The 19,933-nt window shown below is 68.0% G+C and carries 16 protein-coding genes; 7 read left to right on the top strand and 9 right to left on the bottom strand.

What is annotated here, in order from left to right; all coding sequences use genetic code 11:
• Window positions 1-196: 196 nt before the first annotated feature.
• Both ITJ66_RS10315 and ITJ66_RS10310 read right to left on the bottom strand, forming a co-directional pair.
• Window positions 197-661 carry a hotdog domain-containing protein gene (locus ITJ66_RS10315; protein ID WP_342365678.1) on the bottom strand — a complete coding sequence of 155 codons (465 nt, stop codon included), beginning with the start codon at window positions 659-661 and terminating at the stop codon, window positions 197-199.
• Between the two features lie 9 nt (window positions 662-670).
• On the bottom strand, window positions 671-1,762 hold the full coding sequence (locus tag ITJ66_RS10310) for a transaldolase family protein (protein ID WP_194644521.1): 1,092 nt from the start codon (window positions 1,760-1,762) through the stop codon (window positions 671-673).
• Between the two features lie 186 nt (window positions 1,763-1,948).
• Between ITJ66_RS10310 and ITJ66_RS10305 the strand changes: the two genes are divergently transcribed.
• Complete coding sequence (locus tag ITJ66_RS10305) at window positions 1,949-2,710, top strand: GntR family transcriptional regulator (RefSeq protein WP_138946937.1); 762 nt, start codon at window positions 1,949-1,951, stop codon at window positions 2,708-2,710.
• An 18-nt stretch (window positions 2,711-2,728) separates the two neighbouring features.
• Here ITJ66_RS10305 and ITJ66_RS10300 read toward each other — a convergent pair whose 3' ends face one another.
• Entirely contained in the window at window positions 2,729-3,133 is a 405-nt protein-coding gene (locus ITJ66_RS10300; RefSeq protein ID WP_194644520.1) for a tautomerase family protein, read from the bottom strand.
• 184 nt (window positions 3,134-3,317) lie between these two features.
• On the opposite strand from ITJ66_RS10300, the gene ITJ66_RS10295 reads away from it, so the two are divergent.
• From ITJ66_RS10295 to ITJ66_RS10285, 3 genes are all read left to right on the top strand, one after another.
• Window positions 3,318-4,343 carry a substrate-binding domain-containing protein gene (locus ITJ66_RS10295; RefSeq protein WP_194644519.1) on the top strand — a complete coding sequence of 342 codons (1,026 nt, stop codon included), beginning with the start codon at window positions 3,318-3,320 and terminating at the stop codon, window positions 4,341-4,343.
• 97 nt (window positions 4,344-4,440) lie between these two features.
• On the top strand, window positions 4,441-5,532 hold the full coding sequence (locus ITJ66_RS10290) for an ABC transporter permease (protein WP_194644518.1): 1,092 nt from the start codon (window positions 4,441-4,443) through the stop codon (window positions 5,530-5,532).
• Window positions 5,529-6,323 (top strand): ATP-binding cassette domain-containing protein, encoded by a 795-nt coding sequence (locus ITJ66_RS10285; RefSeq protein WP_370582610.1) that lies wholly within the window; start codon window positions 5,529-5,531, stop codon window positions 6,321-6,323. The genes ITJ66_RS10290 and ITJ66_RS10285 overlap by 4 nt, the downstream gene beginning before the upstream one ends.
• Window positions 6,324-6,412: 89 nt before the next feature.
• Here the strand turns inward: ITJ66_RS10285 and ITJ66_RS10280 are convergent, their stop codons facing one another.
• Window positions 6,413-6,871, bottom strand: a complete 459-nt coding sequence (locus ITJ66_RS10280) for a MarR family winged helix-turn-helix transcriptional regulator (RefSeq protein WP_079002378.1) — start codon at window positions 6,869-6,871, stop codon at window positions 6,413-6,415.
• Between the two features lie 69 nt (window positions 6,872-6,940).
• On the opposite strand from ITJ66_RS10280, the gene ITJ66_RS10275 reads away from it, so the two are divergent.
• Entirely contained in the window at window positions 6,941-8,776 is a 1,836-nt protein-coding gene (locus ITJ66_RS10275) for an NAD(P)/FAD-dependent oxidoreductase (protein WP_194644517.1), read from the top strand.
• A complete protein-coding gene (locus tag ITJ66_RS10270; protein ID WP_194644516.1) occupies window positions 8,773-9,819 on the top strand; it encodes an SMP-30/gluconolactonase/LRE family protein in 1,047 nt (348 codons plus the stop codon). The genes ITJ66_RS10275 and ITJ66_RS10270 overlap by 4 nt, the downstream gene beginning before the upstream one ends.
• 58 nt (window positions 9,820-9,877) lie before the next feature.
• Here ITJ66_RS10270 and ITJ66_RS10265 read toward each other — a convergent pair whose 3' ends face one another.
• From ITJ66_RS10265 to ITJ66_RS10255, 3 genes are all read right to left on the bottom strand, one after another.
• Window positions 9,878-11,248 carry an MFS transporter gene (locus ITJ66_RS10265; RefSeq protein ID WP_191940990.1) on the bottom strand — a complete coding sequence of 457 codons (1,371 nt, stop codon included), beginning with the start codon at window positions 11,246-11,248 and terminating at the stop codon, window positions 9,878-9,880.
• A 97-nt stretch (window positions 11,249-11,345) separates the two neighbouring features.
• On the bottom strand, window positions 11,346-13,160 hold the full coding sequence (gene uidA, locus ITJ66_RS10260) for a beta-glucuronidase (protein WP_191940989.1): 1,815 nt from the start codon (window positions 13,158-13,160) through the stop codon (window positions 11,346-11,348).
• Window positions 13,161-13,216: 56 nt separating this feature from the next.
• Window positions 13,217-14,683, bottom strand: a complete 1,467-nt coding sequence (locus ITJ66_RS10255) for a glycoside hydrolase family 43 protein (protein ID WP_194644515.1) — start codon at window positions 14,681-14,683, stop codon at window positions 13,217-13,219.
• 146 nt (window positions 14,684-14,829) lie between these two features.
• Here ITJ66_RS10255 and ITJ66_RS10250 point away from each other — a divergent pair, with 146 nt between their 5' ends.
• On the top strand, window positions 14,830-15,876 hold the full coding sequence (locus tag ITJ66_RS10250; RefSeq protein ID WP_191940987.1) for a LacI family DNA-binding transcriptional regulator: 1,047 nt from the start codon (window positions 14,830-14,832) through the stop codon (window positions 15,874-15,876).
• Window positions 15,877-15,926: 50 nt separating this feature from the next.
• Here the strand turns inward: ITJ66_RS10250 and ITJ66_RS10245 are convergent, their stop codons facing one another.
• Both ITJ66_RS10245 and ITJ66_RS10240 read right to left on the bottom strand, forming a co-directional pair.
• A complete protein-coding gene (locus ITJ66_RS10245; RefSeq protein ID WP_194644514.1) occupies window positions 15,927-17,159 on the bottom strand; it encodes a glycoside hydrolase family 1 protein in 1,233 nt (410 codons plus the stop codon).
• Window positions 17,160-17,193: 34 nt separating this feature from the next.
• Window positions 17,194-19,878, bottom strand: coding sequence for a family 78 glycoside hydrolase catalytic domain (locus ITJ66_RS10240; RefSeq protein ID WP_194644513.1), 2,685 nt, complete (start codon window positions 19,876-19,878; stop codon window positions 17,194-17,196).
• Window positions 19,879-19,933 lie beyond the last annotated feature (55 nt).

Below are 19,933 nucleotides of genomic sequence, written 5' to 3'. Positions count from 1 at the left end.
TTCGCCGGATCGGAAGCAGGGTTCGCCCTCGCTGACGCGATGCTCGAAGCCGTACTCAGTGTGATTGAAGACGAACCCTCCTCGAGGTCGTCCTGCTTCGCTCTCCACGCGTCCGTCGGTCCATCCCTCGTGGCGGATCACGTCGCAAGCAGGTCAGCGAGATCCGTCTCACCGACGCGGATCCGAGCCGGCACCGTCAGGTTGCACGGGACCCTGCCGAGGTCGGCAGTCGATCCCGGTCGTAGGTCGTATCGGTGTACCCGTGCGGAAGCGGTTGTCCGTCGTCGTCGAGACTCACGAACACGATGCGGTCGATCGTGAGGATGCTTCGTCGGGTGACCATGTTCCTGACCTCCGCCCGCATCGTGAGGGACGTCCGCCCGAAGGCGGTCGCGCGGAGGCCCATCTCGATCAGGTCGCCCTGCAGCGCCGAGGAGACGAAGTCGATCTCCGAGATGTACTTCGTCACGGCCCTGGGGTTGCCGAGTTGCAGGATCGCGTAGATCGCCGCCTCCTCGTCGATCCACCGCAACAGACTGCCCCCGAAGAGCGTGCCGTGTGCGTTGAGATCCTCGGGCCGCACCCAGCGCCTCGACCGGAAGGTGATGCGCTCCCCGTCGTCGACTCCGTCGGCGACGGCCGAATCCTTCGAAGTGGTCACGCGTCCCTCCTAGATCACGGGAAGGATGATGTCACGAACCAGCGCATCCAGCTGTGCATCCGCCTCCAGGAACTGACGGAGGGTCCGCCGCGTCGCACCGAAATCGTCGAACTCGGCGACCGCCATCCCGTCGACGAGATACGCCTTGCGGAATTCCGGGACGCGTTCGAGGAGCGTGTCGATGATGTGCTGGGCGACCGGCACGTCGATGCGGTGCGGGTCCACGGGGATCCGGTTCTCGTTGATGCGCAGCTGCCAGTCGAACGGCGGGGAGACGACGAGGTCGCCGCCGACCAGCTCGGACCACTGCAGGTGGTTGCGGAATGCGGCGGAGAGTATCCTCGATCGGAACCCGCGTCGGGTGAAGATGCGGTGCGCCTCCTTCAACGCTGCCACACCCGCCCACTCGAGGTAGCCGGGATCGATGAGGATACGGTCTTTGGCAACGGACGCCTTCAACCAGTCGTCCAGGCGCCCGCCCATGATGGTGACGACAGAGCCGAACTCCCAGTCCGGGAGCCCCTCGGCGGCCCGTCGCTCGAGACCGCGCTCGATCGCCTCGCCGACCGCGACGGCCTGGGCCACCGTGAATGACACGGTCGCATTGATGCTGACCCCGCGATAGGTCGCCTCCTCGATCGCGCGGATACCGACAGCGGTTGCAGGGATCTTCACGATGATGTTCTCTGCCAGTGCCGAGAACCGAACGGCCTGCTCGACGAGCGCCTCAGCGTCCCGGTGCAGGCGTGGATCGGTCTGGATCGACAGACGACCGTTCCGGCCGTTGCTCTCCCGGAACGCCGGCTCGAGGAGCACGGCCGCCTGGATCGACAGCTCCTCGACCACCTTCCAGCCAAGCTCGGCCTCCCCCGCTGTCGGGAACTCGGCAGCGAGTTCGGTGATCCGCGGCGCCCAGACGTCGAGGTTCTGGGAGATGACCGCGAGGGCGATGACCGGGTTGCAGGTCGCGCCGACCGCACCGAACGCGATCGACCTGGCGAGTTCGTCGGGGTCGGCGGAATCGTTCCACAGGCTCGTGGGCGTCGAGGCCGCCGCGGCTGCGAGCGGAAGCGTGTCGGCTGGGGTGAGGGTGACGGTCATCGAATTGCCTCCGGGAGTCGAGTTGGCGATCGCCGGAGCTGCGGCGACGCAGTCCGATCACCATACCTGAACTTTGACAGCATGTCCTAACAATATGCGCGCAACCCGGCGTGACCTGACATACTCCCATTTTGGAAAGCCCTGATATTGTCAGGACAAGTTCTCTCTCCCAATCGAAGGAGCCGCATGGCACAGCCCGAGCAAACGCTCCCCGTCGAACTCTTCCTCGACCTCGATCGATCCGGACCGGTGCCGCTGTACTACCAGATCGCAACCAGGCTCGAGCAGGCCATCCATGATGAGACACTCCCAGCGGGATCACGTCTGGAGAACGAGGTAGCGCTGGGCACCCGCCTCGGACTCTCCCGCCCCACGATCCGTCGGGCCATCCAGGAACTCGTGGACAAGGGCCTTCTCGTCCGTCGCCGAGGTATCGGCACACAGGTCGTCCACGGCAAGGTGACGCGCAACGTCGAGCTCACCAGCCTGTTCGAGGACCTGGAGCGTACGGGGCAGAAGCCGGAGACGGACATCCTCTCCGCCGAGGTCACAACGGCGGACGAGAAGGTCGCGGACGCCCTCGGCGTGGCGACCGGGAGCCCGATCGTCCACATCAGGCGGCTGCGCCGGGCGGACGGTGTCCCACTCGCGATCCTCGAGAACTTCCTCCCCGAAGACCTCACGGACCTCGACCTCGGAGCCCTCGAGCACCACGGCCTCTACCAACTCCTCCGGGCACGCGGCGTCACGATGCGTGTCGCCAAGCAACGCATCGGCGCACGGGAGGCGTCAGGCCCTGAGAGCGAGATGCTCGACGTCCGGAAGGGCAGCGCACTCCTGACCATGTCGCGAACCGCCTTCGACAACTCCGGTCGGGCGGTGGAGTTCGGCCAGCACGTCTACCGACCCGACCTGTACTCCTTCGAAGTCACCCTCGTCGACCGGTAGCGAGTCGATCGCGCGACCTCAACGCGCCGGAACGGCGAGCTCCCCGGTGAGGTACTGCGCGCGACCGAAGCCGAAGGACCAGTCCTGCGGACCGTTCTCGACATAACCGATGAAGACGTCCGAACCGTCGACGCCGGCCTCGGAGAGACGGTCGGCCACTGCCGCATAGAGCGCCTGCTTCGTCTCATCGCTTCGACCGCGCTGCGTGAAGATCTGGATCATGACGACGCCTTCGGAGCGTGCGAAACCGAGCCCCGCATCCTCGGCGATGATCTGGCCAGACGAGTGTTCGGTGACGATCTGGAAGCGGTCACGAGGCGGAATCCCGTAGACGGAGACGATCGCCTCATGGATGGCGTCTGCGATCTGCTGGATGCCTGCGGCGTCGCGGCCTGTGGCGAGGTCGATCCTGACGAGCGGCATGAAAGTCTCCTGATCGGTTCAAGTTTGTTAGGACATGAGAACGTTACCTCCCTCAACCCCATTTGTCACCAATAAGTAAATATGTCCTGACTTACTATTGCCCTCTTGTCTGTTCTTCACTAGCTTGAGCCCTGCAATGATGCACGGGCCGCCCGAGGCCCGACCCTCGAAAGGACACAACGAAGTGAAAACCTCAGCACGACGCTCGCTCCTCGGCACGATCGCCCTCGTCGGCGCCGCCGCACTCGCCCTCAGCGGCTGCACCGCCACCGCGGGCGCGAGCAGCACCTCGGACGCCGGTCTCGCGTCCGGCTTCGGATCGCGCGCGGACAACCGCGACGCCTACTTCTTCACCTATTACAACCCGGCGAGCGACCCGTTCTGGGCGCAGATCCTGAAGGGTGGCGAGGACGCTGCCGAGCTCGGCCACCTGAATCTGACGCACCAGACGGCCGAGGGCGACCCGGACAAGATGGTCGACCTCGTCGGCACCGCGATCGCGACGAAGCCGTCCCTGATCTTCATGCCGTTCAACGAGGGCGAGAAGTGGTCGAAGGTCGCCTGCGACGCCCACGACGCCGGCATCACGGTCATCGCGTACAACGTCCCCGCTCCGGACAGCGCCAAGGACTGCGTCTCGGGCTTCGTCGGCCAGGACTTCACCGAGGTCGGCAAGCTCGTCGGTGAGCGCCTGTTGAAGGAAGTCGACCTCAAGGAGGGCGACAAGGTCATGTTCCCGGCCGAGGAACCCGAGCAGGACTACGCGATCAAGCGCGGCGGCGGCGTTCAGGACGCCCTGGATTCGGTCGGTGCGAAGGGCGAGTATCTCCGTACCTCCGGTGCTGACGAGGAGGCGCTCAACTCCATGACCTCATGGCTGACGGCGAACCCCGACGTCAAGGCGATCGTCCCGCTCGGCGGAACCCCGCACCGCAACGTCGTCGCGGCCATGGAAGCCGCCGGGGTCTCGGTCCCGGTCGTCGGGTTCGACACCTCCCCGCAGGTGATCCAGGGGATCAAGGACGGCAAGATCCTCGCCACTGCGGACCAGCAGGGGTACGTGCAGGGGTACCAGTCGGTGATGCAGGGCATCCTGTCGATCGACTTCGGCCTCTCCCCCGCCAACATCAACTCCGGCGGCCTCGGACTGATCGACAAGTCCAACGTCTCCTTCCTCGAGGAGAAGGACCTGCAGGGCATCCGCTACTGACACTCGACCGTCGTGTGCCGGGGATCGCTCCATGAGCCTCGGCACACGGCACCCCTCCCCGAACCGACCGCGATCCGTCGCGCACCGAAGGACCCCCATGTCTCAACCACCTCCGCGCGAACCCGCGCCCATCCTGACCGCTCCGCTCTCCACGGAGAGCATCTCGCAGCCTCGCAGACTGTCGGACAACCAGCCGCAGGGCTTCGCCGACCGCCTCCGTGACACGATCACCTACACCCGTGGACGCGGCGCGCTGGAGATCGGCATCATCTTCGCGATCGTGCTCCTCGGCTTCGTCATCGCCGGCATCGTCGCCCCCGACGCGTTCCCGTTCCTCTCACCGAGCAACCTCTCCGGAGTGATCTCCCAGTCCATACCAGTGCTCGCGATCCTCGGTATCGGTGCCGGGATCCTCATGATCGCGGGCGAGTTCGACCTGTCCCTCGGCGCGAACATCGGCTTCTCCGCGATCATCTTCATCCGCGTCTCAGAGGCGGTGGGCTGGGGATGGGGTGCTCTCGCCGCGATCGCCTGCGGCACGGGCATCGCGCTCATCAACGGCCTCATCGTGGTCGTCACCAAGATCCCGTCCTTCATCGCAACGCTCGGCATGGGCTTCTTCTGGACCGGGGCGAGTCTCTTCGTGAACGGGACGTCACCGGCGATCCTGTCCAGCGCGAAGGACGACACCCTGGTGACGCTCTTCGCCGGCGACTTCGGGCTCTTCCGCTCACAGTTGGTCTGGCTGCTCGTCATCGGCGTGATCGCCTGGCTCTTCCTGCACCGACACAAGCGCGGCAACCACGTCTACGCCGTCGGCGGCAACGCTGCAGCGGCGAAGGCGATCTCGATCAACCCTTCGGCGGTCCGACTCATGGCCTTCGGCATCTTCGGCGGACTCGTCGGCTTCGCCGCGATCCTGATCGCCGTCCGCACGTCGTCGATGCAGCCGGGTAGCACCGACGACTACACGCTGATGGCCATCGCAGCCGCCGTCGTCGGCGGAACCTCCCTGCTCGGTGGCCGAGGAAGCATCGTCGGCATGATCATCGGCGCCGCGCTGATCCGGATCATCGAGAACGGCCTCATCCTGGCCAAGGCCCCCGGCTTCTACATCCAACTCTTCGTCGGGCTCATCATCGTCATCGCCGCCATCTTCAACAAGCTCATGGAAGGAAAGGCATCGTGACCGTCGACGCCACCATCGATACCGCGACGCCGCTCCTACGGATCGAGGGCGTCACCAAGCGCTATGGGGCGAACACCGTCCTCAACGACGTGTCCTTCGACATCGGCCACAGCGAGGTGGTCGGACTGCTTGGCGACAACGGAGCGGGCAAGTCCACCCTCGTCAAGATCCTGTCCGGAGTCGTCCAGATGACATCTGGCTCCTACACCTGGGAGGGACAGCATCACGACACGGTCAACCGAGCGCTCACCGAGCATCTCGGCGTCGAGACGATCTTCCAGGACTCGGCTCTCGTCCCGCAGATGTCGATCACCCGGAACCTGTTCATGGGTCGCGAGATCACCAACCGCCTCGGACTCATGAAGATGAAGCAGATGGACGCGATCACCTCCGAGATCCTGGACACCGTCGTGACGATCGAGGGCATCAAGTCCTCGAAGCAGCTCGTCGCCTCGCTGTCAGGCGGCCAGGCACAAGCGGTCGCCATCGCGCGCGCCGTCCACTTCAAGCGGAGCCTCCTCATCCTCGACGAACCCACCTCGGCCCTCGCGGTTCGGGCGACCGAGGCGCTGCTGAACTACCTCCGGCAGCTGAAGTCGGAGGGCGTCAGCTCGGTGCTCGTCACCCACAACCTGCACCACGCCTACCAGGTGTGCGACCGGCATATCGTGATGAACCACGGACGGAAGATCCTCGACGTCCGCCGTGAGGACACGAGCGTGGAGGAACTCACCGCCGCGGTCGTGGAGGGCGCCGTCGGAGTCGAACGGTTCCGCGCCGGTCGCTTCTGAACCGCCCCGCCCGACCGCTGCGGTCGCCCTGCCGTGACGGCGGGGTGGCCGCAGCGCTCGTCTCTCCGTCACGCCACGTGCAGGCCGTGTCAGCCCCGCCGGGCTCGCAGCAGCTCGTCGACCGCTCGAAGCCCCTGCTCGAGCGCTCGGAGGTCCTCGGTGGCGAGGTCCCGAAGGACCTCCGAGCCGAGCTCCGGACGCGACGCCATCATGCGCAACACCACGGCCCGACCGAGCTCGGTCGCACGGATCCGCCGGACGCGCTGGTCGTCCGCGTCGAATGCTCGCGTGACGAGCCCCTGCTCGACGAGGCGATCGACGTGCTTCGACGTCGTCGCCATCGACACGCCGAAGGTCTCCGCGAGTCCCCCGCCGGTCGCGCCGTCCTCGCTCGTGACCACGAGGGAGAGCACCTTGAGCTGCGCGATGGTGAGGTCGGTCTTGAGGAGCGGCTCGAGACTCATGGGGATCGACCGGATGGAGATGGTGAGCGCCAGCGCCTCGACGCTGCGGACAACCGCGTCCCGACCCCGTTCCGCTGTGCTCATGAGACCACGGTAGTGGTGACTCAGCAGATCCTCAGGACTATTTACTTAGCCAAAAGCTAAGCTTTCCCCATGACCAAGACAGCCCCCCGCCCCGAGATCGACGACATCGACCTCGACGCCCTCCGCGCGACGTACGCCCACGAACGCGACCGACGGCTCCGCCCCGACGGCCAAGCCCAGTACCGCCGTGCCGCCGGTGAGTTCGGATATTACGCGAAGGACCCCTACACGGCCTGGCAGGAGCGCGAGCCTCGCACGGACCACGTCGAGGTGCTCATCATCGGCGCCGGATTCGGCGGCCTGCTCACGGCGGCCCGACTCCGCGATGCCGGTGTGGAGTCGATCCGACTCATGGACGAGGCCGGCGGCGTGGGCGGCACCTGGTATTGGAACCGCTACCCCGGCATCCACTGCGACGTCGAGGCCTCCGTGTACCTGCCACTACTCGAGGAGCTCGGGACCGTGCCGTCGTGGCGGTACGCACCGGGCGAGGAGATCAGGCAGCATGCTGTCGCGATCGCCGAGCACTACGGACTGCTGCACGACGCCCTGTTCCAGACGCGCGCCACCGGACTCACCTGGGACGACGACGACGGACACTGGACCGTCGAGACGGACCGCGGTGACCGCATGACCGCCCGGTTCGTCATCACCTCCTCCGGCACACTGACGCAGCCGAAGCTCCCCGGCATCCCCGGCATCGAGACGTTCCGCGGCCACACCTTCCACACGAGCCGATGGGACTACGACTACACGGGCGGGAGCGCGGACGGCGGACTCACCGGCCTCGCGGACAAGCGGGTCGCGGTCGTCGGCACCGGGGCGACGGGCATCCAGGTGATCCCCCACCTCGGCCGCGACGCCCAGGAGCTCGTCGTGTTCCAGCGCACGCCGTCGACCGTCGACGTCCGCGACAACCGCCCGACGGACCCGGACTGGGCGGCATCGCTCCGTCCCGGTTGGCAGCGCGAGCGGATGGACAACTTCATCGCTGTGCTCTCCGGTGAACCGGTCGAGGAGTCGCTCATCGACGACGGTTGGACGGCGACGGCGGCACTGCAGCGGAAAGTGGTGTCGGGGAACGTCGACACCACGGTCCCCGACGACGAGCGGGAACGGCTCGAAGAGTTGCAGGACGCCGTCACCATGAACCGCATCCGAGCGCGGGTGGACGCGGTCGTCGAGGATCCGACGACCGCCGCGGTGCTGAAGCCCTGGTACCGCTACATGTGCAAACGTCCCGCGTTCAGCGACCACTACCTCCAGACGTTCAACCGACCGAACGTCACCCTCGTCGACACCGCGGACCACGGCGGGATCACCCGCATGACCGAGCACTCGGTGGTGGTCGGCGACACCGAGTACGAGGTCGACTGCGTCATCTTCGCCACCGGGTTCGAGGCCGGGGTGTCCGGCGTCGTCTCCGGCACCCTGCCCGTCATCGGACGCGACGGCCGGAGCCTGCTCGAGGCCTGGGGTCGCGGCCCACGGACGCTGCACGGGTTCATGACCAACGGCTTCCCGAACCTGTTCCAGCTCGGCCCGATCCAGAACGCCACCTCGGTGAACTTCGCCCACATCCTGCGCGACCAGGCCGAGCACATCGCGGCAGTCGTCGAGCAGGCGCGCACGGTCGATGCCGTCCGCGTCGAACCGAGGGCGGAGGCCGAGGAGGCCTGGGTGCAGACCGTCGCGCGCACCGCCCGCGACGTGACCGCGTACCAAGCCACCTGCACGCCCGGGTACTACAACGGGGAGGGGACGCGGTCGATGACCGGCGCCTCCTACTCGGGCAGCCCGCTCCAGTTTCGACGGCTGCTGGCCGACTGGCGGGCGAACGAGCTGCACGAGGCGCTCGTGACCGCCGAGGCCGCCGAGATCACGACCGCGGGCGCGAGCCGATGAGCGCCGACACCGCCCTGTGGCGACGTCGCGACGTCCGTGTCCTCGGCGGGCTCGTCCTGGCGACGACGCTGGCGGGCTGCACCACCGTCACCACCACGCCCGCCGTCTCGTCGACGACCGGACCGTCGGGCGCGAGCACCATCACCGCCACCGAACTCCTCCAGGTCACCTCACCCCACGACCTCACGGGGATGACGCTCCTCGAGGGTCCGACGTTCGGCCCCGACGGCGACCTCTACGTGGTGGACGTCACGGCACCTCCCGGCGAACCGAAGGTGCTCCGCATCGACACCGAGTCCCTCGACGTCACGCCCATCCACACGGATTCGACGAGCGCGTACACCTCCGCGCAGTTCAGCCCCGTGGACGACCGGCTGTACCTCACGGACTTCATCGGCGGCCGGATCGACAGCATCACTGCGGACGGCGACGATCTCAGGCAGTTCTTCGCCGGCGACGTCGACGGGGCCCCGATCCACCCGGACGATGTCTCCTTCGACGAGGCGGGTCACCTCTATGTCTCGGACTCCGCCGGGTACGACCGGCCGTATTGGGAGGCGTCGGGCCGGCTCATCCGGCTTGACGGTTCGACCGCGGAGCCGAGCGTCCTCGCCGACGGGCTCGCCGCCCCCAACGGCGTCGCCTTCACCCCCGGGTTCGACGGCCTCTGGGTGACGCACAACACGGGGAACCAGGTCGACTTCGTCCGGCTGGACGAAACCGGCTCCCGGGTGGTGACGGCATTCCCCGCACTTCACATCGACGGCGGGACGACGCAGGTCGACTCGGCGGCTGTGGACGCCGACGGCAACCTCTACCTCGGTCTCCACGGGCGGGCGGCGGTCCTCGTCTACAGCGACACCGGCGAGCACCTCGCCACCGTGGAGATGCCCCACGACGAGGACGGGGTCGGATCGGCGACGAACGTCGCCATCGAGCCGGGGACGACCGACGCGTATGTGACGGTCAGCGGCGAAGCGGGCGGGTACGTCTACCGGTTCACTGCGCTCGGCGAGGGTATCCGGCAGTCGAACGGCGGGTGACGGTGCCCCTCGCCAGGCTCGGCGGACGGATGTCCGCTCACCGAGCCTCGCGGGGCGCCTACCGGATGCCCTTCACCTTCGTCAGGATGATCGAGCCGCCCAGCAGGGCGAACACCCCGCCGACGAGATACAGCAGCGTGTAGTTCTTCACTCCGTCCACCGCACCGATCGCGATGATCGCTGGGGCGAGGAGCGGGGCGATCGCGCTCGGCAGCTTCTGCGCGAAGGACACGACCGACATGTAGCGACCGGCCTCAGAGCGGTCGGGGAGGATCGCCAGGACGATGGCCTGGTCGACGGCGCCGAACGCCGCCAGGGCGAGGTTCATGATGACAGCTCCGATGACGAGCTGCGGGAAGGAGAACGCGGTGGCCTCGATCACCGCGCCGACCGCGAAGAGCAGTGCACCGATGAGGACGAAGAGCTTCCGGCGTCCCAGCTTGTCGGACACCCACCCGCCGCCGAGCGCTCCGATGACGGCGGCCACGACCCCGAGGAGGCCGATGACGGTCACGGCGCCGGCGATCTCGGAGACCGGCAGCCCGAGCCGCTGCGCGTAGAAGAAGGTCGCGAAGCTCGTGTTGAAGTACAGCCCGATGAAGAAGGTGAACCGTCCGAGCCAGTTCCACCCGAAGTCGGGGTACTTCCGCGGGTTGAAGGCGTAGCTCGAGAACACCTTCCTGAGGGAGATCCGGTCGTTCGGCAGCGCCATGCCGCGCGAGTCCGGGTCCTTGCCGAGGAAGACGAACACGAGCACGGTGACGGCACCGATGACGCCAGGCAGCAGGAACACGAGGATGGTGCTGATGTCGACCACGGCGTAGACGACGCCGATACCGAGGATCGGTGCGACCTGGGCGGTCAGACCGGTGAGCCCGGAGATCTTGCCGCGCTGCTGCTCCGGCACGAGGTCCGCCTGGAGGAACATGATCGCCGCCCCGACGTTCGCCCAGCCGAACATGGCGATGATCCAGCCGATGATGAGGACCGGCACGCTGGGCGCCACCGAGATGACGAGGAGACCGACGAGACCGAAGACGATCCCGCCGAGCATGAACGGGCGCCGACGACCGATGCGGGAGCGGGTGCGGTCACTCCAGATGCCGATGAGCGGCGCCGTGAGGATGAACACCGCCTGCGCGAGGCCCGTGGCGTACCCGAGGACCTCCTCGTGGCCGGGAACGAGCTCTTGGATCCGGAGGGCCAACGAGTAGGACAGCGGGACGATGAACGCCATCGAGGATCCGAAGTTCGCGAGCATCATCGTCACGATGAACCGCGCGCTCACCGGCCGCGTCGGTCCGTCCGGCGTCGGGAGGTTGGTGGTGGTGGGACCTGCGGCGGTGCCGGAGGTCATGGGACGCGCCGTGGCAGCGGCGATGGTGATGCGTGAGGACTCCTCTGGAGTGAGCTCGTCGTTGATGCCCATGGGTTCCTTCTTCGGATCGGGTGGTGCGGGTGTGGTTCGGGTTCGGGATCACCCACGGCGGCCCTCACCCCCGAGGGGCCGCACGCGGATGGAGGGGTCACCGGTCGTCGGTGCCTCCGTCGGGCGCTTGTCCGGGCTTCGACCCGTCGAGCCCGGTCCACCGACGGCGCAACGAGAACGCGGCACCCTTCGGTTTGCGATCGCGGGTGAAGACGCCCTTGCGGTTGCCGTCGACGCGGTGGATGCCGGGGGACGTCTGGAAGTCGGCGAAGTTCCAGACGTGCTCGCCGATGAACTCGGGGATCCGATCGAAGACGCGGTGGTTCATGGCGAGGTAGTCGGTCTGGTACTCCTCACTCCATGGCATGTCCCACACGGAGTGCTGGCCGGGCATGGTGTCCGCGCCGTACTCGGACATCATGATCGGTTTCCCGAACCGCTCGGCCCAGCCCCTCAGGTCCTGCTCGAGGTAATGCTCGGCCGTGGCGAGGTCACCGGTGAACACGTACCAGCCGAAGTAGCGGTTGATGCTGAGGACGTCGAAGAGGTCGGCGATCTTGTCATTCTGCGCGTTCGCGAACATGACCGCCGCGTAGGTGAGCGGCCTCGTCGGATCGAGCTCGCGGGCGAGGTCGACGAGCGGTTCGAAGTATTCGCGCGCGCCCTCCTCGTTCGACGCCGGCTCGTTCGCGATGCACCACATGACGACGCTCGGGTGGTTCTTGTCGCGGTCGATCAGCTCTCGGAGATGCTGGGCGTGGACCTCGCGCGTGACCCCACCGAAGTTCTCCGGTGCGAACGTCGGTGTCGGTGGGATACCGGTGAGCCCGCCCTGCACGCCGAGGTTCAGGCCGACTGCCGCCGTCTCGTCGATCACGACGATGCCCTGCCGGTCGGCGAACTCGAGCACCTCCTCCGCGTAGGGGTAATGCGAGGTGCGGAAGGAGTTCGCGCCGATCCAGTCGAGGAGCTGGAAGTCGTGGACCAGGTAGGCGTTGTCGTGCCCCTTCCCTCGGATGGCGGTGTCTTCGTGCTTGCCGAAGCCGGTGAAGTAGAAGGGCGAACCGTTGATGAGGAGTTGTGCTCCGCGGACCTCGACCGTGCGGACGCCGAACGACTGCGTATAGCTGTCGATGAGGATCTCGTCGTCGAACAGCTCCACGACGAGGTCGTAGAGGTGGGCCGCGCCAGGCTGCCAGAGGGTGACTTCCGGGATGACGACGGTGGCGGAGTCCCCTGCGCCGGTGGCGACCTCGGTGCCGTCGGGGTCGAGAACCCGCGCGCGGACCGAGGCCGGAGCGCTCGTCTCAATGCGGTATCGCACGACACCGTCAGAGCCGTCGACGTCCGTGACGACGGTCACGTCCTCAACGCGGACCTTGGGCGAGCTGTACAGCCAGACGGAGCGAGCGAGCCCCGCGTAGTTGTAGAAGTCGTGGAGCACCGTCTGCTTCGCGCGTCCGTCCGGCGCCTCGCTGATGATGCCGGGCGGGATGGTGACGTTCGTGAGTCGGTTGTCGACGCCGACCGTCAGCCGGACGGTGTCCCCTGGCCGGACCCGCCCGGTGATGTCGATCTCGAACGGCGTGTACCCGCCCTGGTGCTCGCCCACGAATGCGTCGTCGACATACACCCGCGCGGCGTGCGTGGCGGCGTCGAACCGCAACCGCACGCGCTCATCGGTCCACCCGCGGGGAATGGTCACCGTGCGCTGGTAGTACACCCATCCCACATGGTCGCGGATGGTCGAGGACGTGAACTGGTCGTTGAAGCTGGCTGGGACGGCGGCCTCCAGCCTCGTCGACAGGCGTCCGAGCCAGGGCTCGTCTTCGACGGCGGAGTCGAGCGCGAACGCCCAGAGGCCGTCGAGGCTGACGAGGTCTCGGGTGGGGGTGGAGCGGGGTTTCAACATGGGTTCCTTCTTCGCGTCGATGCGAGGTGGTGACGGTCGATGAGGCGGGGCTGGTGTCAGTGGAGTGCGGTGTAGGAGAACCGCGTGACGGTCGCGTCGCCGCCGAGCGCCTCGACGCCGATCACGCGACCCGTGAACCCGCCGGCGACCTCGGTCGAGCAGTACCGACCGTCGATGTCGGCGAGTACGTCCGGCTCGGTGCCGAAGCCGAGGACGATGCGGTCGGGGCCGGTGCGCGCGCCTGGGCGCTGTTGCGGGTTCGCGATGGCCCGGACGACCAACGGCTCGCGCCGGTCGACGCCGGTCCGTTCGGCGACGAGCTGGTCGAGCGGGCCGATGACGACCCGGACCGTCACGCGGTCACCGATCCGCTGGACCACGGCCTGATGCGCGTCGTCGATGCGGACGCCGAGCGCGATGTCGCCATCGGGTGCGACCACCTCGACGGCCCATTGCTCGTCACGTGCGCGCACCGCCAGCAGCCGTTCGGCGTCACGGCTGACCGCCGCACGTCCGGCCGCCAGACGCAACGCACCGTTCCCGACGTGCGCGAAGGATGCCGGGGCCCGACCCGGGGCGATCCACCGCGGGTGGAGACCTGCAGCGTCGAAGGTGTCCACGAACGAGGTCTCCGTGGTCACACCCGCGAAGCGGTCCTCCACGACGACGGGCCAGTCGTCCACCCAGTCGATGCCGACGAGGAAGGTCTCGCGGCCGTTCGTGTGCCATCGCGGGAACGACCCACGCAGTCGGACGCCGAGGTGGACCATCGCCCAACTGCCGTCCTCAGCTTCCACCAGGTCGGCGTGTCCGGTGGACTGGACGGCGTGCGTCGTGCTGCGGTGCGACAAGATCGGATTCGCCGGGTTCCCCGCGAACGGGCCGTCGATGCTCGCCGATCGCGCGATGGTCACCATGTGGCCAGGACCGGTGCCGCCCTCGGCGACCAGCAGGTACCACCAGTCTCCGCGTTCGAACACGTGCGGGCCTTCGGGATGGGTGTCGCCGGTTCCGATGCCACGCCAGAGCACCACGGGTTCGGACAGGACCCGACCGGTCGACGGATCGACCTCGACCTGGGAGATGCAACCGCGCATCACATCGCCCCATGTGAGCCTGCAGACCCCGTCGTCACCCCAGGCGAGGTCGGGGTCGATCCCGATCAAGCCCTCCGTGTAGACCGGCTCGCTCCAGGGCCCCCCGGGACGCTCCGCGTGCACGATGAGATGCCCCCGGGTGATCTCGTCGACGTTGGTCGTCGTGAGCCAGAACCGGCCGTCATGGTGTCGAAGGGTGGGTGCGTAGACACCGCCGCTGGCGCCATCGACGCCGGTCCGCACCGTCAGCTGACTTTCGCGGTCGAGGGCGTTGCCGAGCTGGTCCCACGAGCGGAGGTCCGTGCTCGTGAAGATGGGCACACCGGGTGAGTACTCGAAGCTCGAGGTGGCGAGGAAGTAGTCCGCTCCGACACGACAGATCGACGGATCGGGGTGATAGCCGGGGATGACCGGGGTGTTCGTCATGGGTGGTTTCCTTCTTCCTCCGCGACGGTGCGAGGGGCTCGTGGTGCTATTTTGACTGAGCAAGACAAAATCTGTCAACCGATTGCCAGAACTTGCCATTACGGGCGCAGCACCGGCAATCCGACGCAAGACGGACAGAGGACGACATGGATGATCCACAGGGCAAGCTCGCCGAGGAGACACCGGCCCGGGCGGGCGGGCGACGCCTCGTTCCGACCATCTACGACGTCGCGCGGGCGGCCGGCGTCAACGCGTCGACGGTCTCCAGGGCGCTCAACAAGCCCGGGCGGGTCAATCGCGCGACGGAGCAGCGCGTCCGCGCGGTCGCCTTGGAGTTGGGCTACCGCATCAACCCGATGGCGCGTGCACTCCCGACCGGCCGCACCGACACCTTGGCAATCCTCATCTCCGACATCACCAACCCTGTCTACTTCGACCTCGTGCGCGGAGCAGAACGCGCGATCGCCGCCACTGGACAGACACTCGTGTACGCGGAGTCGCAAGAGTCCGGCGAGCTCGAGCTCGCCACCGCCGGCCGCCTGCAGTCCGCGGTCGACGGCCTGCTCCTCGTCGGCTCCCGCCTGCGCGACGACGAGATCAGTCAGCTGGCCGCGACGAAGCCGGTCATCCTGGCCAACCGCGTCGTTCCCGGCCTCCCGTCCATCACCCCCGACGTGATTGCGGGTGTCGCGCAGGCGATCGGCCACCTCGCCGACCTCGGCCACCGCTCGATCGGCTACCTCGCAGGACCGGCCGTGTCGTGGATGAACCGCACCCGATGGGACAGCATCTTCGGTTCGGCCCGTGCACGCGGCCTGTCGATCGCGATGTTCACCGCCAGCCGGCCGACCGTCGATGGCGGTGAACACGCTCTGCCGAAGATCATCGCGTCCGGCGTGACCGCGGTCATCACCTACAACGACCTCATGGCCCTCGGACTGCTGCGGGCGTGCAGGGCAGCGGGCGTCCCGGTACCCGGCAGACTCAGCGTCATCGGCTTCGACGACATCTTCAGCGCCGATCTGACCAGCCCGTCGCTGACGACCGTCCGCAGCCCCCTTGCCGCCATCGGTGAGGCTGCCGTCCACCGTCTCGTCGCCGAAGTGCGCGGAACGCCTCGGGGTGACGAGGAACCCGGCCTGACGACGACGCTCGTCGTGCGAGAGTCGACCGGGCCGGTCGTCCAGAACTGAAGCGAGGACGCCGGGTGCGGAGTCCACGAACATGACTCCGCACCCGGTTGTCAGGCGCCGACTGCGTCGAGCGCGTTCCGTCGGGCGACGTCGCCCAGCCACGCGAGGCTCGGCTTCGGGGTGCGGACGAAGGTCTCGCGGTCGATGGCGATGAGGCCGAAGGTCGGCTCCCAGTGGCCCCACTCGAAGTTGTCGAGGAGTGACCAGTGGAGATACCCGCGCACATCGATCCCGTCGGCCATCGTGCCGGCGAGGCCCTCGAGCGCCTCCCTGGTGTATCGGATGCGCTGCCCGTCGTCGGCGGTCGCGATGCCGTTCTCGGTGATCATCACCGGTACCCCACCGGTGACCTCCCACGCGTGCCGCACGCCCATCGCGAGGGCGTCCGGGCGGTAGGCGGTGCCGACGAGGGTGTTGTCCGGGTGGGGCGGGTGCGGCACGAGTCCGCGCGCATCCACCTGCTGGCTGGAGTACGCCTGCACCCCGACGAAGTCGTCACCACGGCTGCCCTCCCAGTAGACGTCCTCCTTGCCGTACCGGATCTCGAGCAGCTTCTCCTCGCCGCCCGGAGCCGCGGTGAGCGCGCCGGCGGCGATGGTCCAGCCGACCTTCGCGCCGGTGCGCTCGCGCACGATCGCCCGCGCCGCATGATGGATGGCCGTGAACGCCCGTCCGATCTCCGGATCGGCGTAGGTCAGGAAGTCGCTGTGCGACTGCTGCTCCTCCTCTCCGTCCGCTTCAACGGTCGGACTCTGCCACTGTCCACCGGCCTGCTGCATGCGCCGCATCGCGGTCATGATCGCCGCCTGCATGTTCGGCTCGTTCATCGTGACGACCCATTCGACGCCGTCGAGGATCGCGGTCGCCTCGGCGACGTACGCCTGGAACCGCTCCGAGGCGTCGGGCGCCAACCAGCCGCCTCGATCGGCGAACCACTGGGGGGTCGTGAAGTGCTGCAGGGTGACCACTGGGGTGACACCGTGCTCGAAGCAGCACTCGATCATGCGCCGGTAATGAGCGAGCTCCGCCCGTGAGAAGTGCCCCTGCACCGGCTCGATCCGCGACCACTCGAGGCTGAAGCGGTAGGAGGTGAGGCCTGCATCGGCGAGCAGTGCGATGTCCTCGCGGTAGCGGTGGTAGCTGTCGCAGGCGTCTCCGGACAGTTCCATGCCCGGCATGGACTGCTCGCGCGCCCACCAGTCGCTGTTCACGTTGTTGCCCTCGATCTGGTGGCCGGCGGTCGCCGCGCCCCAGAGGAACCCGTCGGGGAAGGTCGTCGTCATGGTCGTCGGTGCTCTCTCGTTCGTGGTGCGATGGTCAGATGGTGGCGACCGAGGCCTCGGCCTCGGAGGTGCGGTGCGGGCGGCGGGCACTGAAGCGGCCAGGTCCCGACCGGAACTCGGTGCCGTCCGGGAAGACGATCCGTGCCGTGGTCTCGGCCGGGATCTCTGCGTCGATCAGCAGTTCGCCGCCTTCGAGCCCCCAGCGGACGGTGATCGTCCCGTTCGGCGACTCGTGGGAGCCCTGCGCCCGGGACAGCCCGGCGCCGGGTACGGGTGCGATGACGATGGAATCCCAGGCGATCGAGTCCTCGGCCTGCCGAAGTCCGAGCGTGTACTCGTGGAGGAACCGCGCGAACGTCCCCTTGCTGTAATGGTTGAGCGACTCGTGCGCCACGCCGTCCGCGTCGATGCCCTCCCAGGCCTCCCAGATGGTCGTCGCGCCGCGGTCGACCATGGTGAGCCAGGAGGGCTCCGAGCGCTGCGTGAGCAGCTCGTACGCCACGTCGGCGCGACCTCCCTCGACGAGCACGGGGAGGAGGTCCCCCGTCGACAGGAAGCCGGTGCCGAGGTGGGTGCCGGCCAGCCGGATGAGCTCCACGAGACGATCCAGCGCCGCGGCTCGACGGTCCTCCGGGAGGAGGCCGAACGACAACGCCCGGACGTACGCCGCCTGCGTGTCCGTCTCTGTCGTGCCGTCGGGCCGGAGGTAGGCCGTCTGCCAGGCGGACCGGACCTGCTCGGCGACCAGCGCGTAGCGACCGGCCGCCTCGTCCTGCCCGAGGATCGCCGCGATCTGCGCCAGCGTGGACGCGGAACGGAAGAGGTAAGCCGTGCCGACCTCGCCCTTGTCGGCCATGAACCAGGCCATCGGGTCGTTTACGATCGGGTCGATGCCGTTGCCGTCGGCATCGAGCTCCCTCGGTTCCGTCCACTCACCCCAGTGGAAGGTGCCGTCCCAGAGGAACTCCTCGAACGCCTCAGGTTCCGGCGAGCGCTGCTGCCGGGCGTGGTGGCGGGTCTCCCGGGCGCGGTCGAGCGCCCAGTCGACCCAGCGGACCATCGCCCCCCAGTTCTCCGCGAGCACTGCGGTGTCGCCGTAGCTGCGGTACAGCTCCCAGGGCACCGCGACGATCGCGTCGCCCCAGCCCGCGGAACCCGTCATCATCGCGAACTGGTCGTCCAGTCGCTGCTTGATGCGGCGACCGTCGGGCGAGAAGTTCGTGATGCGTCCGTCGTCGAGCTGGTCGTCACGGACGGAGCGCAGCCACTTCCTGCTGAACCCGCTCACATCGCGGAGCCGGGTCGCCGTGGAGACGAACACCTGATAGTCCCCGCTCCAGGCGAGGCGTTCCCTGGTCGGGCAGTCGGTGGGGACGTCGACCGCGTTGCCGAGGAAGCTCCACTCCGCGAGTCGGTGGAGCTCGTTCAGATCGGGGTCGCTGCACGAGAACGTCCCGGCCTGCGCGAGGTCGGTGTGCACGATCTGCATCGAGATCGTCGCGGGGTCGAGCGGCGCACCGTGTCGCACGATCCGTGCGTATTGGAAGCCGTGGACGGTGTGCCGCGGTTCGAAGACGGCCGGCGTCTCCCCCGCGACCACCTCGTCGTGCTGTCGGAAGACCCGTACCGGTTCGCCCGGACGGTGGGAGTCGAGGTGGGTCGTCGAGAGGTCGCCGTCCGCTTCGACATACTCGCCGTAGTCGATCTCGGTCCGGGTGCCCGCGGGGCCGAGATCTCCGAGCCGGAGCCATCCGGAGGCGTTCTGGCCGAAGTCGACGACCCACACGCCCTCGCGCAGCTCGCGGACACTGCTCGGGGCGCGCGAGGCGACCACCGTCACGGCGGGCGCCGGCGACCAGTCGATGGCCGGTGGGTCCACGACGGCGTCGATGAGCACGGACGAGACCGTCTCGTCGGCGGCCTCCACATCGGCCACCGTCAGGTCGACCGTCTGGCCGTCCATGAGGTCGGCCCGGGTGATGGTGGACGGCCGGCTCTCCCAGCGGTCGTCCGAACGGACGACGAGGGTGCCCCCGTCGGCGAAGTCGACGTGCAGCTCGGCGCGGAGACCGAGGACGGACCCCCAGCCCGACGGGATGCGGAACGCCCCCACCTGGCCTCGGTACCAGCCGTCGGACAGGTCGACGTCGAGGCGGTTGGAGCCGGTCACCAGGGCGGCGGCGACGTCGAAGGCCTGGGCGTACAGGGTGCGGTCATAGGAGGTCGACCCCGGGGAGAGCTCGGCCCGGCCGGCCCGCACCCCGTTGACCGCCGCGGTGTACAGACCGAGGGCGGTCGCATAGAGCCGCGCGGACCGGACCTCGCCCTCCAGCGTGAACTCCACGCCGAGGAGGTGCGCCGGGCGGTTCCCGTAGCCGGGATCATCTGTCTCGACGGGCGAGATCCAGGCCGCCCGCCAGTCCTCGTCCAGGAGGCCGACCTCGAAGGACGCCGATTCGGACCACTCGGCACCCGCATCGGCCGAACGCACCCGCCACTCGACGCGCTGACGGCTGCGCAGCGCCGACCACGGCCAAGCGACGTAGCGGTGCCCGTCCGCGAGCACGACCGATTGCCGCACCCCGTCGATCACGGCCTCGAGCTCGAAGCCGCCGATCGCGCCGTCTCCCGGCTTCCAGGAGAGCCGCGGCGTCGCCCCGGTGACGACGAACTGGTCGCCGCCGCTGTCGACGGTGAGATCGTGGGGTGTCGCGTGCATACTGTGGCTTTCTGCTGGGTGGTGCTGGTCGGGGTGTCGGCGGTGACGTCAGGCG

It is taken from the genome of Plantibacter sp. VKM Ac-2885, assembly GCF_015351205.1.
Lineage (GTDB): Bacteria > Actinomycetota > Actinomycetes > Actinomycetales > Microbacteriaceae > Plantibacter > Plantibacter auratus.
Note: the sequence above shows the minus strand (reverse complement) of the source record. Positions and strands in the feature narration are given on the sequence as shown.

Excerpts from the sequence above, each read along its gene's own strand:
- ITJ66_RS10290 (WP_194644518.1), top strand. The coding sequence starts at position 4,441 with ATGTCTCAACCACCTCCGCGCGAACCCGCGCCCATCCTGACCGCTCCG.
- ITJ66_RS10305 (WP_138946937.1), top strand. The coding sequence starts at position 1,949 with ATGGCACAGCCCGAGCAAACGCTCCCCGTCGAACTCTTCCTCGACCTC.
- ITJ66_RS10270 (WP_194644516.1), top strand. The coding sequence starts at position 8,773 with ATGAGCGCCGACACCGCCCTGTGGCGACGTCGCGACGTCCGTGTCCTC.
- ITJ66_RS10245 (WP_194644514.1), bottom strand. The coding sequence starts at position 17,159 with ATGACGACGACCTTCCCCGACGGGTTCCTCTGGGGCGCGGCGACCGCC.
- ITJ66_RS10275 (WP_194644517.1), top strand. The coding sequence starts at position 6,941 with ATGACCAAGACAGCCCCCCGCCCCGAGATCGACGACATCGACCTCGAC.
- ITJ66_RS10250 (WP_191940987.1), top strand. The coding sequence starts at position 14,830 with ATGGATGATCCACAGGGCAAGCTCGCCGAGGAGACACCGGCCCGGGCG.
- ITJ66_RS10280 (WP_079002378.1), bottom strand. The coding sequence starts at position 6,871 with ATGAGCACAGCGGAACGGGGTCGGGACGCGGTTGTCCGCAGCGTCGAG.
- ITJ66_RS10255 (WP_194644515.1), bottom strand. The coding sequence starts at position 14,683 with ATGACGAACACCCCGGTCATCCCCGGCTATCACCCCGATCCGTCGATC.
- ITJ66_RS10265 (WP_191940990.1), bottom strand. The coding sequence starts at position 11,248 with ATGGGCATCAACGACGAGCTCACTCCAGAGGAGTCCTCACGCATCACC.
- ITJ66_RS10310 (WP_194644521.1), bottom strand. The coding sequence starts at position 1,762 with ATGACCGTCACCCTCACCCCAGCCGACACGCTTCCGCTCGCAGCCGCG.
- ITJ66_RS10240 (WP_194644513.1), bottom strand. The coding sequence starts at position 19,878 with ATGCACGCGACACCCCACGATCTCACCGTCGACAGCGGCGGCGACCAG.
- uidA (WP_191940989.1), bottom strand. The coding sequence starts at position 13,160 with ATGTTGAAACCCCGCTCCACCCCCACCCGAGACCTCGTCAGCCTCGAC.
- ITJ66_RS10300 (WP_194644520.1), bottom strand. The coding sequence starts at position 3,133 with ATGCCGCTCGTCAGGATCGACCTCGCCACAGGCCGCGACGCCGCAGGC.